This window comes from Bradyrhizobium sp. S69 (assembly GCF_009766005.1).
Taxonomy (GTDB): domain Bacteria; phylum Pseudomonadota; class Alphaproteobacteria; order Rhizobiales; family Xanthobacteraceae; genus Bradyrhizobium.
The window spans coordinates 357,825-372,263 of record NZ_LMUK01000043.1; the positions used below are offsets into that span (position 1 = coordinate 357,825).

General features: G+C 63.8%; 14 protein-coding genes. 1 reads left to right on the forward strand and 13 read right to left on the reverse strand.

Annotated features, from left to right (window positions below):
• Positions 1-181: 181 nt before the first annotated feature.
• From GSQ88_RS24040 to GSQ88_RS24070, 7 genes are all read right to left on the reverse strand, one after another.
• Positions 182-901 (reverse strand): SDR family oxidoreductase, encoded by a 720-nt coding sequence (locus GSQ88_RS24040; protein WP_159010235.1) that lies wholly within the window; start codon positions 899-901, stop codon positions 182-184.
• Positions 898-1,758 carry an ATP-binding cassette domain-containing protein gene (locus GSQ88_RS24045; protein ID WP_159010236.1) on the reverse strand — a complete coding sequence of 287 codons (861 nt, stop codon included), beginning with the start codon at positions 1,756-1,758 and terminating at the stop codon, positions 898-900. Before GSQ88_RS24045 ends, GSQ88_RS24040 begins: the two co-directional genes overlap by 4 nt.
• Positions 1,755-2,642, reverse strand: a complete 888-nt coding sequence (locus GSQ88_RS24050) for an ABC transporter ATP-binding protein (RefSeq protein WP_159010237.1) — start codon at positions 2,640-2,642, stop codon at positions 1,755-1,757. Before GSQ88_RS24050 ends, GSQ88_RS24045 begins: the two co-directional genes overlap by 4 nt.
• Entirely contained in the window at positions 2,639-3,526 is an 888-nt protein-coding gene (locus GSQ88_RS24055; RefSeq protein WP_159010238.1) for an ABC transporter permease, read from the reverse strand. Before GSQ88_RS24055 ends, GSQ88_RS24050 begins: the two co-directional genes overlap by 4 nt.
• Positions 3,519-4,526 carry an ABC transporter permease gene (locus tag GSQ88_RS24060; protein ID WP_159010239.1) on the reverse strand — a complete coding sequence of 336 codons (1,008 nt, stop codon included), beginning with the start codon at positions 4,524-4,526 and terminating at the stop codon, positions 3,519-3,521. The genes GSQ88_RS24055 and GSQ88_RS24060 overlap by 8 nt, the downstream gene beginning before the upstream one ends.
• Before the next feature lie 37 nt (positions 4,527-4,563).
• Positions 4,564-6,105: an ABC transporter substrate-binding protein gene (locus GSQ88_RS24065; protein WP_159010240.1), complete on the reverse strand. Its 1,542-nt coding sequence runs from the start codon at positions 6,103-6,105 to the stop codon at positions 4,564-4,566.
• 61 nt (positions 6,106-6,166) lie between these two features.
• Complete coding sequence (locus tag GSQ88_RS24070) at positions 6,167-7,408, reverse strand: dienelactone hydrolase family protein (RefSeq protein WP_174248094.1); 1,242 nt, start codon at positions 7,406-7,408, stop codon at positions 6,167-6,169.
• A 142-nt stretch (positions 7,409-7,550) separates the two neighbouring features.
• On the opposite strand from GSQ88_RS24070, the gene GSQ88_RS24075 reads away from it, so the two are divergent.
• Positions 7,551-8,213, forward strand: a complete 663-nt coding sequence (locus GSQ88_RS24075; RefSeq protein ID WP_159010242.1) for a helix-turn-helix domain-containing protein — start codon at positions 7,551-7,553, stop codon at positions 8,211-8,213.
• Between the two features lie 23 nt (positions 8,214-8,236).
• Here GSQ88_RS24075 and GSQ88_RS24080 read toward each other — a convergent pair whose 3' ends face one another.
• From GSQ88_RS24080 to GSQ88_RS24105, 6 genes are all read right to left on the reverse strand, one after another.
• A complete protein-coding gene (locus tag GSQ88_RS24080) occupies positions 8,237-9,490 on the reverse strand; it encodes an MFS transporter (RefSeq protein ID WP_246784969.1) in 1,254 nt (417 codons plus the stop codon).
• A gap of 88 nt (positions 9,491-9,578) precedes the next feature.
• The gene (locus GSQ88_RS24085) at positions 9,579-10,226 is read right to left on the reverse strand and encodes a cupin domain-containing protein (protein ID WP_159010243.1); all 648 of its coding nucleotides are present in this window, start codon (positions 10,224-10,226) and stop codon (positions 9,579-9,581) included.
• A 97-nt stretch (positions 10,227-10,323) separates the two neighbouring features.
• Positions 10,324-11,367 (reverse strand): LacI family DNA-binding transcriptional regulator, encoded by a 1,044-nt coding sequence (locus GSQ88_RS24090; protein WP_159010244.1) that lies wholly within the window; start codon positions 11,365-11,367, stop codon positions 10,324-10,326.
• Positions 11,368-11,383: 16 nt separating this feature from the next.
• Entirely contained in the window at positions 11,384-12,268 is an 885-nt protein-coding gene (locus GSQ88_RS24095) for an MBL fold metallo-hydrolase (protein WP_159010245.1), read from the reverse strand.
• Positions 12,269-12,279: 11 nt separating this feature from the next.
• Positions 12,280-13,482 (reverse strand): acyl-CoA dehydrogenase family protein, encoded by a 1,203-nt coding sequence (locus tag GSQ88_RS24100; RefSeq protein ID WP_159010246.1) that lies wholly within the window; start codon positions 13,480-13,482, stop codon positions 12,280-12,282.
• A 12-nt stretch (positions 13,483-13,494) separates the two neighbouring features.
• Positions 13,495-14,430 (reverse strand): hydroxymethylglutaryl-CoA lyase, encoded by a 936-nt coding sequence (locus tag GSQ88_RS24105; RefSeq protein ID WP_159010247.1) that lies wholly within the window; start codon positions 14,428-14,430, stop codon positions 13,495-13,497.
• Positions 14,431-14,439 lie beyond the last annotated feature (9 nt).

A 14,439-nucleotide genomic window follows, 5' to 3' on the forward strand; every position in this document is an offset into this window, starting at 1 on the left:
AATGGCGCGTAAGGCGTGATGAGATGAGATTGGGTCGAGTTAGTTCTTGCGTCGCCCACTAGCCGTAGCCTTCTCCCTCCCCCCTTGCGGGGGAGGGTTGGGGTGGGGGGTGGCCACAAGCTCAGTGCTTGGAAACCCCACCCCCGACCCCTCCCCGCAAGGGGGAGGGGAGAATCATGCTCTAGCCCGGTGAAGCCAATTGCCGTTCGACGCCCTTTGGATCGGCGGCGAGACCAGCGGCGAGACCGCGCGCCATGTCGCCGACGTAGATTTCTTCCTCGCCCTTTTCGAACCCGTCGAGAATTTCCGTCGCCGCATCGGCCGGTGACATCTTCGGTATCGGCAGTCCCGCGGTCATCCTTGTATCGACCGCGCCCGGCAGAGCGGCTGCGACGCGCACACCTTTGGCGCCAAGCTCAGCGCGCAGGCCTTGCGTCAGGCTCAGCGCCGCGGCCTTGGAAGCGCAATAGGATCCCATCAACGGCAAATTAACGCGGGCCAGGATGGTCAGCATGTTGAGCACCGCGCCCTTGTTGGCGATCAGCGCCGGCGCAAAGGCTCTGACGACGCGCAGCGGCGCCAGATAATTGCATTCGAATTCCTCACGGGCGATCGCAAGATCCGCCGCCAGGAGAAACGCCGTGTTGTGGTTGACGCCGGCGTTGTTGATCAGAAGCGTCACGTCGGTGGCTTGCGCGGCGGCGCGGTTGACGTCGTCGTCGCTGGTGACATCCATCTTGATCGGCACCAGCCGGTCCGACGCAGTGAGGCTAGATACGTCGCGCGCGGCGGCATAGATCTTTTTGGCTCCCCGCGCGCGAAGGCCCGCGATCAAGGCTTGCGCGATCGCACCTGTGGCACCGGTAATGAGAACGATGGAGTCCTTGATCGTTTCGGTCATGCCGCTGATCCCTGGTTTCGAGGAATGGAAACGTCGCGTGCCGGGTCGAGCCAGCCGGGTTCGACGTCCGGCAACGGGATCGACGACAGCAAATTCTGCGTATAGGCATGCTGCGGATGTTCGAAGATGCGCGCGACCGGTCCGGCCTCGACGACCTCGCCGTGCTGTAGGATCGCCACGTCATCACAGAGAACGCGAATGACCGACAAATCATGGCTGATGAACACCATCGTGACGCCAAGCCTTTGGCGCAGCTCCTTGATCAGCAGCAGGATGTGCGCCTGGGTCGAGACGTCGAGGCCGGACACGATTTCGTCGGCGACGATGAAATCCGGCTCCAGCGCCAGCGCCCGGGCGATGCCGGCGCGTTGCCGCTGACCGCCCGAAAGCTCATGCGGATAGCGGTCGACGAAATGCGTCGGCAAGCCGACCAGATCCAGCAACGAAGCGGCGCGATCGCGTTGATCCCGCCTGCCCTTCAGGCGCCCGAATATTTGCAGCGGCCGCGTCAGCGTGACGCCGAGCCGAAGCCGTGGGTTCAGCGAGGATTGCGGATCCTGGAAGATCATCTGAATACGCGATCGCAGCGGTCGCAGCTCGGCCTCGCTGAGACCGCCGATTTCGACACCGTCGAATTGAATGCCGCCCGAAGTCGGCCGCAGCAACCTGACCAGCAGCCGGCCCAACGTCGTTTTGCCGGAGCCGGACTCACCGACCAGGCCCAGCACCGAGCCTTTGGGAACGGCAAGATCGACGCGCTTGACGACCTCACGCAGCACGGGGCGACCAAACAGCCCCGACGCCCGCTCCGGATAGGCGAATGTCAGGCTGCCGGTACTGAGCAGGATGTCGCTCATGTCCGCCCCACGATCGACAGCCGGTCCAGACGGTGGGCCTCGCTCCACAGGCTTTCGATCAGCGCCGGCGGCACCGGGCGCAGCGCATCGGCCGGCCGGTCCGCGCGCGGCGTGGCAGCCAGCAGCGCGCGCGTATACGCATGTCGCGGTCTGGTCAGGACATCGGCGGTCTCGCCGTCCTCAAGCACCCGTCCGGCATGCATCACGGTCATGGTGCGGCAGATCTTGGCGACGACGCCCAGATCATGCGTGACGAACAGGATCGCGGCACCTCGGCGTTCCCGCAGCCGCTCGATCAGTTGCAGCACCTGGCGCTGCACGGTAACGTCAAGCGCGGTGGTCGGCTCGTCGGCGATGATCAGGCTGGGATCGCAGCCAAACGCCATCGCGATCAGCACGCGCTGCCGCATGCCGCCGGAAATCTCGTACGGATAGAGACCGAGCACGCGCTGCGGATCGCGGATCGCGACCTCGGCGAGCAGCTCCGTGGCGCGTTGCAAGGCCTGACGCCGGGATAGCGCGAGATGGCGCTGCAACACCCGCGCGATCTGGTCGCCGACCCGCTTGACCGGGTTGAGCGACGTCATCGGATCCTGCGGGATCAGCGCAATCTGGCGCCCCAGCAGATCCCGCCGCTCGCGCTCCGGCAATGTCAGGAAATCGCGGCCCGCGAATGCGATTCCGCCTTTGCCGATCCAGGCATCGGCCGGCAGCAATCCAAGCACCGCGCGCCCCAGCATCGACTTGCCCGCGCCGGACTCGCCGACCAGACCCCTGACCTCGCCGGGCTGCACTTCGAGGCTGACGCCGCGCAGCACGTTGGCCGCGCGGGCGCCGCGCCCGATCGTGACATGCAGGTCCTGGATCGACAGCACCGCGGTCATCGGCGCTGCACCGGATCGAGCGCGGTGCGCAGACCGTCGCCCAGCAGATTGAACCCGACGACGCTGACGATGACGCACCCGATCGCAAACGCCATCACCCAGGGCGACTGGTAGATGATCTGGCGTCCCTCGGCGATCATGCCGCCCCATGTCGGGGTGTCGCCGGCCACCGAAATGCCGACAAACGACAGGATGACCTCGACCAGGATCGCAACCCCCATCTCGACGGCTAGGAGTGTCACCACCAGCGGAACAAGGTTGGGCAAGATTTCCAGGCGCAAGGTCTGGCCGCGGTTCAAACCGATCACGCGGGCGGCCATCGCATAGTCGCGCTGAAGCTGCACGGCGGTCTCGGCCCGGATAATTCGGGCAAACCGGGTCCAGTCGACCACCACGATGGCGAGGATCACGGATGTCAGTCCGGCGCCTATCACGGCCGCCAGCACGATCGACAGCAGGATCGGGGGGAACGCCATCCAGACATCGATCAGGCGCGAGGTCGCCTGGTCGATCCAGCCGCCAAAACTGCCCGCAATCAAACCCAGCGTGATGCCGATCGCACCCGCCAGCAAGGCCGCGACGAACCCCACCACCACCGCGACCCGCGCCGCATAGATCAGCCGCGACAGCACGTCACGGCCGAGGCTGTCGGTGCCGAGCAGATAGGCCGTATCGCCGCCATGCATCCATGCCGGCGGCAATTGCCCCGACAACAAATCCTGCTCGATCGGATCATGCGGCGCGATCCATGGCGCCAACAGCGCCACAAGAATCAGCACAGCCACAATCGCGCCACCGACCCACAGCCGCGCGCCACCGCGCCGAAAACCCATCGCCCATCGCGACGGCTGCTGCAGGGCGACGCTTGCGGCGACATCAACCATGGCGAAGCCTCGGATCGAGCAAGGTCACCACGACATCGACCGCGAGATTGAGCGCAATGAAGAGCACGGCGAAGGTCAGGATCAGCCCCTGGATCAGCGGAAAGTCCCGGTTGATCACCGCATCGATCGCCATGTTGCCGATCCCCTCATAGGAGAAGATGCGTTCGACCAGCACGGTGCCGCCAAGCAGTAGCGTGATCTGAACGCCGCCAAGCGCAATGGTCGGGATCAGCGCATTCGGGAACACCTCGCGCAACAGGATCGCTGGCCGGGCAAAGCCGCGCGCCCGCGCGATCTGCGCATAGTCCTGGTCCTCGGCTTCCGACAGCGATGCCTTGAGCAGCCGGGCGATCAATGCTGCGAACGGCAGCGCCAGCGCAATCGCCGGCAGCAGCATGTGCGAGAGCAGCGCGCCGACGACATCGATGCGCCCCCTCAGCAGGCTTTCGAACAGATAAAAATTGGTCCGGAAGCTGACGTCGATTTGCGGATCGATGCGGCCCGATGTCGGCAGCAACGGAATCAGCACGCCAAACGACAGCAGCAGGATCAGGGCCCAGAGGAAATCCGGAATGGCCAGAAACACCCCGATGCCGCCGTCGACGGCCCATTCGAGCCTTCGGCCGCGAAAATAAACCCCGGTCAACGCGACCGCCAATCCGAGCGCAATGGCGATCAGCGTCGCCACCAGCGCCAATTCCAGCGTCGCCGGCAGCCGCGCCAGTATCAGTTCGGACACGCTCTGACGCAGGCTGATCGAACGGCCGAAATCACCGCTGAGCACGTGCCCGAACCAGGACACGAACTGCTCTGGAATGGAGCGATCCAGCCCGTAAAGCGCGCGCAGCCGATCGATGTCGGCGGCGGAGGCGCCGGGCGGGATCATCATCGCGATCGGATCGCCCGGCACGATGCGCAACAGCACGAACACGATCACGCCGACGCCGGCCAGCGTCGGAGGGATCAGGACGAGCCGCTTGATGATCTCGCCCCATCGCATCGCTGTCGCGCCTTATCCTGTTCCTTGCCCTGTTGCCTTACGCCGGCGTGATCAATTGCGGAAGGATCATGCCGTTGGCCTGCGGCACCAGCTTCAGCCCCTTTTTGTGAATGATCGGCTGCACATACTGGAACAGCGGGATCACCTCGCCTTCCTCGGCGATGTATTTGTCGACGGCCTTCCAGCCGGCGATCCGCTTGGCCTCGTCCTTTTCGCCCCACAGGGGGCCGATGCGCTCGACCAGATCCTTGCCCTTCCAGGCGCAATGCGGCGAAGGACCGAACATCGCAAAACCGGTCGAGGTGGAGGGATCGCCGATCGCGTTGCCCCAATTGTAGAACGCCGCCGGCGCCAGCGCGTGACGGGCGCGCAGTTCGAAATGCTGCGCGATCTCGTAGACTTCGATATTGGCTTCGATGCCGACCTTGCGCCACATCCCGACGATCGCCTGGATCATCTCGTAATCCTTCGGCTTGAAGCCGCGGGTGGTCTGGATGGTGAATTTCACCGGCTTCTCCGGCGAGTAACCGCTCTTGGCCAGCAGGCTCTTTGCCAGCTCGGGATCGTAAGCCACCTTGGTCGAGGGATCGAAGGCCGCGTAGCCCGGCGCTTCCAGGGTCGAAATCGGAACGCCGTAGCCCTTGAGCAGCCGGTCGACGATCGCCTTTTTGTCGATGGCGTGATTGGCCGCAAGGCGAACGTTGCGGTCGAGCATCGGATCGATGTCGGTGATGAAGATCATGGCGATGTCGGAGACCGGCTCGGTCTGCCCGATCAGGCCGGGTTTTGCTTTGAGGCGATCGAATTCCTCGTAAGGAATCTCGAAGGTGACGTCCGATCCGCCCGACTCGACCTCAGCCACACGGCTGGTGGAGTCGGTGACGAATTTGAACACCACGGTTTCGAACGCGGGCTTCGGACCCCAATAGCCGGGATGCGCCTTCAGCCGCAGGAACGCGTTGCGCTCGAAGGCATCGACCTTGTAGGGACCGGAACCAACAGGCGCTTTCTCAAACCCTTCGGCGCCGACCTTTTCGAAATAGGCCTTCGGCAGCACGTAGCCGGTGAGGAACGCCATCCACTTGAACAAGGTCGGCTCGAATTCGATCACATCGCCGGTGATTTTGTTGCCGTCGATCTTGTAATTGCCGACCTTGGACCAGACGAACTGGATCGGGTTGCCGCCTTTTGCATCCGCTGCGCGGGTCAGCGACCACACCACGTCTTCCGGCGTGACCGGCGTGCCGTCGTGCCACTTGGCGCCCTGACACACCTCCAGCATGACCTTGGTCTTATCGTCGTTCCAGCCCCATTTGGTCAGCAGTCCCGGCTTGAACGACAGATCCGGCGCCTGGGCGATGTAGGGATCGAAGATCGATTGATAGATCGACTGGATGGTCGGATTGACCGCCGACAACCCGACGGTCGGATCGAACGATGGCAAGTTCACATTGTAGGCGATCGTCAGTGTCGAGGCGTCGGCGCGCGCCGCGCCGGCGAAGAGACCGGAGGAAAGCGGCAAGCTTGCTGCGCCGGCAAATTGCAGAAGGGTGCGTCGGGATAGACCACGGGATACCATGACAACTACTCCACCAAACGAGAACGGCGCCCGGGAGTGGGCGCCGATGATTGCAGGCAAACTATGAAGCGGCTTTCGGTGCGCTCTCGGCCCAGCGCGCCATTAGCGCGTTCGAGGGCAGCGTTTCGTCCACCAGCTTCTTGGCGGTCGCGACGCCGGCCACCGGCAGCAATGCCGGGTCGAGCAGCCCGATCTGGACCAGCACCGAGGCCTGATCCCAGTAGATGTGCTCGTTGTAGAGCTTGTCGCCGCGGAAACGCACGATGGCGATCAGCGGGACCTCGACGTATTTGCCGGTCGGAGCCACCCCGGGCAGCATCCAGTCGATCTCGATATCGTGGGTAAAACTGAACAGCATCTCGTCGACGATGCGGTCCGCGCCGATGGTGCGCGAGATCGGAACCAGCTTGGTGTCCTGCGGCGTCTTCGGAATGAAATGATTGGCGTAGAAGCGCAGCAGGTCGCGATAGCCGACGCCGCCGGTCATGGTCGGGATATGATTAACGTAAGGCTCCGCCACCATGGTCGCCATGGTCGCTTCCGCCGAGCGGACGCCGAATTCCAGTTCGGTGTGACGATCCCAAAGCGCGGAGAGATCGTAGTGCGGCCCCATCACCTTTCGGAACAGCGCGATCGAGCGCGAATGCGCCATCAAGGTAGCAGGCTTGTTGAAGCTGGCGCGTTCGTGGGCCGCAAAGGCGTGGTCGCAGCCCGGATAGAGATAAAGCTCGGCATCCGGGCGCTTGGCAAAGGCGGCTTTGACCTGCTCGCGCGCTTCAGCCGGCGCGAAGCGATCGAGCTCGGCGAAGTGGAATGCGATCGGACACTTGATCTGCGCGGCCTCGCCGATGTCGGCCTCGATGCCGACGCCATAATAGCTGACCGCACAGTCGACATCGGTGCGCGCCGCGACCAGATAGGCGAGCTTGCCGCCGAGGCAAAATCCCAACGCGCCGACCTTGCCGACGCATTCGGGGCGCGCGCGCAGGACTTTCAGGGCGTCCGCCGAATCCTTGATCGACTGATTGGCGTCGAAGCGCTGGTAGTAGCCCATCGCCTTGCCGAAATCGGCTTCGGTGTAACCGAGATCGACGCCCGGCTCCATCCGCCAGAACAAATCGGGGGCCAACACGACGTAGCCCTCCTCGGCATAGTGATCGGCGACTTCCCGCATCGAGGCGTTGACGCCGAATATCTCCTGCAACAGCAGGATTCCCGGTCCGGACCCTGACGCCGGAATTGCCAGATATCCCCTGAACTTGCCGCCATCGGCGGCCGCGATGTCAATCCATTGTCCAGCCACTGTCGACCTCACTGCTGCGCGCAACGCACCCTTGCGTGCCCTTGGGAATTCATCGTGTTTTCTTAATTGAATTTTTAATGTAAGAATCTCAGATGTAAATAGCATAGATTGAGCAGGCCCTGCCCAGGCGGTAAGCCGAAGCATGGAATCGGGAGCCGATATTTTGAAGAAGAGCACTGCAAAGAAGACCGACAGGTCTGCAATTGCGAAATCTGGAGCGGCGAGATCTGGAGCTGTCAGGTCTGGAACGGTCAAGACTCGCAAATCGTCCGCCGCGTCGGCCCCCTCGGAACGTCCGGGGTCCTGGCATCTGGCGCGCACCGAGACCGAACGCCAGCTTTCCGACTTCGAATTCGGCCTGGAGCGCCTCGCGCAGGCCTACTACCGGTGGAAGGCGGCTTGCCTGGCCGCGGTGTGCGACGTGCCGCTCTCCGGCGACGACGTCGCCGTTCTGAACGTCGTTCGGATGGGCGACGAGCCGAAACGGCTTTCGGAAGTCGGACAATTGCTGAACCGGGTCGATGTCCCCAATCTGCAATACGCCACGCGCAAGCTGACCCGCGCCGGCCTGATCGAAACCGAGGGCTATTCCTCGCGCAAGGAAACCCGCTACCGCGCCACGGAAGCCGGCCGCGCCGTGACCGAAGCTTATGCTGCGGTCCGCGCCGCGACGCTGCCGCCGATGCTGGAGGCGCTCGAGGGATGGCCGATCAAATCCGAGGCGACGCGGCTACAGCTTGATGTTCTGGCCAGCCTCTACGCGCAGGCCGCCCAGATCGCAATCACCCGGCGCCACCAGCCCTGAAGGCGCGCGCCGCCGTCCGAGTTTCAGGCACGAGCGGGCTCGGGCATGACCGACAAATCCCGCCCGTGTGTTTCCGGCAGCAGCCATAACGCTGTCAGCAGCAGCAGATAGGCCGCGATCGTAAAGACGCCGATCGCGGTTCCGAGCCCCATCGACTGGCTGAGATATCCGATCAGCCCCGGGAACAGCGCGCCGACGGCGCGGCCCGCATTATACGAAAACCCCTGATTGGTGGCCCTGCTTTTGGTCGGGAACAGTTCCGTCAAATAAGGACCCATCGGCGCGAACATACCATTGGCGAAGAAGCCAAGCGGGAATCCCAGCACCAGCATCACCTGATTGTCGATCGGCGCCAGCATATAGACCATGATGACGAGGCCGGCGCACAACGCCATCACAAGGAACGTCTTCTTCCGACCGATCGCATCGGCGAGCCAGGCCCCCGCCACGAAGCCGCAGAACGCGCCCAGGATGACGAAGGCAAGATAGCCCGAGGAGCCGAGCACCGTCAGTTTCCTTTCGGTGCGCAGAAAGGTCGGAAGCCAGGTGTTGACGGCGTAATAGCCGCCTTGTGCGCCGGTGGTCAGCAACGATGTCAGAAGCGTCAGGCGCATGTTCTCGCGCGAGAAGATCGCAAATAGCTTGGTCGCCACGCTCTCGTTGTCGGTGGCGCGCGATTTTTCGAAGATTTCCGGCTCATCGACGAAGCGGCGGATATAGATCACCAGCAGCGCCGGCAAAAGCCCGGTCCAGAACAACACGCGCCACGCGATGTCCTGCGGCAGCAGCGAGAACACCAGTGCGAACATGAGCGTCGCACCGCCCCAGCCGACCGCCCATCCGCTCTGAACCAGGCCGACGGCGCGTCCGCGATATCTCGCGTTGATGACTTCGCCGATCAGGACCGCGCCGGCAGCCCACTCGCCGCCGAACCCTAGTCCCTGCAAGGCGCGAACCGCAAAGAACTGGCCGAAATTGTTGCAGAACCCGGCCAGGAACGTAAAGAACGCGAACCAGACGATGGTGATCTGCAACACCCTGACACGCCCGTATTTGTCGGCCAGGGTTCCGGTGATCCAGCCTCCGAAGGCGGACAGCAGCAGGGCGACGGTGGCGAGAAGGCCGGCCTCCGACATCTTGAAATTCAAGGTGACGAGCAACGTCGGAATCACCAGCGCGTACAGATTGACGTCGAATGAATCGAGCGCCCACCCGCCAAAGCACGCGACCAGCGTGCGCCGCTCTTTGACGTTCAAATCCCCCAGGAATGCCGCCACGGTGTCTCCCCCCAAAGTTCTTTTAATTTTAGAGTCGCTTTTGATTTTCGTTATTTTTAGTTTTCGTTTTTTCGATTCTCGATCGCCGCTATTTCTTCACGAAGGAAATCGGCCGATCGACGAACACTTGATACTTCTGGGATTTCGGCTTGGCCTTGTCTTCCTCATGGGCATAGCGGATCGAACTTTGCCCGAGCAGCGCGCGCGGCAGGATCATGGTGCGGATGAACCGGCTGGCGCGGGCCGGATCGGCCTGAGCGAATACCGTGTCCGGTCCGGTTTCGAACCACGCGCCGCCGGGTCCATACGATGTCGAGCGTCCGTGCGTATCGATGCGGATGCCGCCTTCGATCATGCAGCGGATTCCCGGCCCCTGATGGGTGTGGGTCAGCGCGGTCCCGCCGGGCGGAAACGCCACGCTATCCCCGCGCAACAGCAATTCGCCTTCGGGAAGCGTATCGAGGTTCGCCGACAGCTTGAGCCTGGTGGAGACGCCTGCGGCGTTGAAGGCCGCGGCTTCGCCGCGCGAGAGCTCCCAGCGCCAGACCGTGGCACCCTCGGCGCCACCGGTGCAGGTCACCGTTCCCTCGCCGGACCACACGCCACCGCTTGTTATCTCTTGCCCGTCGATCAGGATCGCGCCGTGCACGACGAAAAAGAACCGCGCGCCGGCGGACAGGCTGGCGGCCGCTTCATTCCTGTAGACATCCTCGAAAAGGCTGAGACGTGCCGACATCTGTTTCTCCCTGACAGCTTTGATGCGAGGATTTTCTCCCCGTTGTTGAACGGAAGTTTTGCCCCAATAAATGACGCTTGGCGAGATGTTTTGCTCGTCATGTCTGCCGAGGCGGACCGATGGAGGCGCGCGCGATGAATTCGTTGGGGACCAGCACGCGTTGCGGTTCGTGGACCTCGTCGCTTCTGATGCGGTCGAGCAGCATGCCGGCTGCGATACGGCCGACCTCCGCTTGATCCCAGCCGATCACCGCGATGGGCGGCGTCACGAGTTCGGCGAGTTCGGAATGACCCGAGGCGACCAGCGAGACATCTTCCGGTATCCGCAAGCCGCGTCCCCGCACCGCGCGCAACACGCCTGACAGCATGTCGATGCCGCCCGAGATGATCGCCGTCGGCGGATGGCGCTGGCCGAGCAGCGCCGAGGTGATGCGGAAGCCTGAGCCCGGCAGAAAACTTCCCGGATGGATCAGCGAAGGATCGGCGTCGAGACCGCGCAAGGCGTAAGCCTCGCGATATCCGCGTACGCGTTCGCGCGCGGGATAAAGCCCGGATTCGCCGGTGATCAGGGCCACCCGGCGATGACCGAGCCCGAGCAAATGGCCGACGGCGAGGCGCATGCCTTCGGCATGATCGGCCATCACCGCATCGGCCCACTCCGGCCGATCGCGGTCGATCAGCACGATGGGAATGTCGAAACCGCGCAAGAAGGCTTCGAACTCGCCGGCGATCGGCGTGTAGGGCCCCATCATCACGCCGTCGGCCTGCCGGCGCGACAACCGGCCGAGCAATTCCCGCTCGCGCTCCTTGCGGCCCTCGGAGTTGGATATCAGCAGCGAGAAGCCGACCTCATCGAGCACGTCGTGAGCGGCTTTGACGAAGCCGGCGAGCTGCGGGATGTTGATCTCGCGCAGGATGCAGCCGATCGTGTGGGTCGAGCGCAGCCGCATGCTCTGCGCCACGGCGTTCGGCGAATAACCCAGATCGTCGATCGCACGCTGGACCTTGCGGCGGATATCCGGATGAACGGTGGCGTTGGCATTGAGCACACGCGACACCGTGCCGGTCGAGACCCCCGCGGCGATCGCAACGTCGCGGATGGTCAGCTTGCTTGCGCGATTTATGGTTGGCCGTTCTGTCATCGGTTTTGCGGGCGCATCAGATCTCAAAGGCCCATTGCTCGGCGACCAGGCTGTATCGCCCTGCCTCACGCCGCATATGGCCAAAGCCGGGGAAATGCAAATGCATGCCACCGATCAGCATGTCGTCGGACACCACCATGTCGAACACCATCTGGCGCGCGCTGGCTGCCGCTTGCGGATCGCTGTCGAATTCCATCGTGACTTCGGGGCGCGCCACCTGGATTTCCGGCACATGCACCGTGTCGCCCCACACGATCAGCGTTTGGCCGCCGGAGGCGATGACGTAAGCGGTGTGGCCGGGCGTATGGCCGGCGATCGGGATCGCGGTCACGCCGGGCAGCACCTCACCCTTGCGGAAGGTGCGCACGCGGTCGGCGGCCATATAGGGTTTGAGCTGGGTGCGCCCGGCCTCGAAATAGCGGCGGCGGGGACGCTCGGCCGCCTTGGCCATCAGTTCGTCGTTGAACCAGTGATTGATCTCGTTCTCATGAACGATGACCTCGGCATTGGGGAACAGCCGCGCGCCGGTCGCGACATCGGTCAACCCGTTGGAATGGTCGGGATGCACATGGGTCAACAGCACGCCATCCACCGAGGCCGGGTCGATGCCGGTGGCGGCGAGATTGGCCGGCAGGCGGCCGCAGGTCGGGCCCATGATGTCGGCCGAGCCGCAGTCGATCAAATAAGTGCGGCCGTTCATGCGCAGAGCGAACGCATTGACCGAGATCCGCGGCGGCGAGATGCGGTGATCGCGCGCCAGAATGGCCTTGGTCTCCTCCTCGGGGATATTGCGGAAGATGGTGTAGCCCATGTCGACGTAACCGTCGCTGAGGCCGGTGACGAGCACGTCGCCGATCTTGCGATGGTAGACGCCGGCGACCTGGCGGGTGAACTCCAGCATCTTGCATCTCCTCAATAAGAACGCGGAAGGCCAAGGACGTGCTGGGCCACATAGGCCAGCACCATATTGGTCGAGATCGGGGCAGTCTGGTAAATTCGCACTTCGCGCCATTTGCGTTCGACATCATATTCCTGCGCGAATGCGAATCCGCCGAGGGTCTGAAACGTGGTGTCGGCCGCTTTCCAGGTCGCTTCGGAGGCGAGCAGCTTGGCGATATTGGCGTCGGCGCCGCAGGGCCGCCCGGCCTCGAACAGCGCGGCGGCGCGGCGGCACATCATGTCGGCCGCCTCGAGTTCGGCATAGGCGCGCGCCAGCGGAAACTGGATGCCTTGGTTCTGGCCGATCGGCCTGCCGAACACCTGCCGTTCATTGGCATAGGCGACGCCCTTGTTGAGCAGCCAGCGGCCGTCGCCGACGCATTCGGAAGCGACCAGGATGCGTTCGGCGTTCATGCCGTCCAGAATATAACGAAAGCCCTTGCCTTCCTCGCCGATCAAATTGGCCGCCGGCACTTTCAGGTTTTCGATGAACACTTCTGTGGTGTTGTGATTGATCATCGCCTTGATCGGGCGGATTTCGATGCCGTTGCCCTTGGCCTCACGCAGATCGACCAGAAAGACCGAGAGCCCGTCGGTGCGCCCACGCGCCTGATCGACCGGCGTGGTGCGGGCCAAAAGCAGCATCAGATCGGAATGCAGCGCGCGCGAGGTCCAGACCTTCTGACCGTTGACGACATAAACATCGCCCTGCCGCTCGGCGCGGGTCTTGAGCTGGGTGGTATCGGACCCGGTGTTGGGCTCGGTGACGCCGAACGCCTGTAGCCGCAGTCTTCCCGCCGCGATCTCCGGAAGGTAGCTGCGCTTTTGCTGTTCGCTGCCGTGACGCAGCAGCGTACCCATGATGTACATCTGCGCATGCGCTGGGCTCGCACTGCAGCCACTGGCATTGATTTCCTCGAGGATCACCGCCGCCGCCCGCAGCGGCAGACCCGAGCCGCCATATGCTTCCGGAATCAGCGCCCCGAGAAAGCCCGCTTCGGTCAAGGCGGCGACGAATTCGGTCGGGTAGCCGCTGCAATCGTCGAGCGCCCGCCAATATTCACCGGGGAATTTTTCGCAGATGCGACGAACCGCATGGCGCAGCTCCGGGAAATCCTCGCCGAGCACGACGCTGACATCGGTGTCGGCCTCGCGATTGGCGTCATGATAGGTCATGAAATATCCTCATCAGGCGGCAGCCTGCGCTTGCGCGCGATAGGTCTTGGGCAATCCGGCGCGCGCGATGGCGCCAGAGAAGCGCTCGCCCGGCAGCCAGCCCTCGACCTCGCGGCGCAAGGCGACCAGCGCGTCGACATCGGCCCCGGTGTCAAAACCGAGTTGCTCCAGCAGGAAAACCGTATCTTCGGTGTCGATATTGCCGGTTGCGCCCGGCGCGAACGGACAGCCGCCGAGGCCTGCGAGCGACGCATCGAAGGCGCGCACGCCGGCTTCCAGCGCGGCAGTGACATTGGCGAGACCAAGGCCGCGCGTGTCATGGAAATGGCAGGTCACCGGCACGCGGCCGACGGCGGCGATCACGGCCGTCATCAGCCGGCGCACCTGGCGCGGATCGCCATAGCCGACGGTGTCGGCAACAATGAGTTCGTCCGCGCCCATCTCGACGAGCCGCACCGCGATCTCGACCACGCGGGCTTCCGGCACCGCGCCTGCGATGGTGCAGCCGAAGGCGGTGGCGATACCGCCGCCGAGCGCGATGCGCAGGCCCGGACGCTGATCGCGCAGCGCGGCGATGCGGGCGAAATCCTGCAACGATTCCTCGGTGCTGCGGCGGACATTGGCCAGATTATGCGCTTCGCTTGCCGACAGCACGTAATTGACTACGGGCACACCGAGCGCGAAGGCGCGCTCCGCGCCCTTCAGATTGGGCACGAGGACCGATGCAAGGAAGCCTCCCATCGCCACCGCGCCGCGCGCGACCTCCTCGGCGTCGGCGAATTGCGGGATCACCTTGGGCGGCACGAATGACGTCACCTCGATGTCGCGGATACCGGCCGCGGCGGTCGCCCGGCACCAAGCGAGTTTCTGCGCGCTCGGCAGGATGGTCTTGACCACCTGAATCCCGTCCCGGGGCCCGACTTCGCGAACATGAGCTTTCTCACGCATCTCGCACCT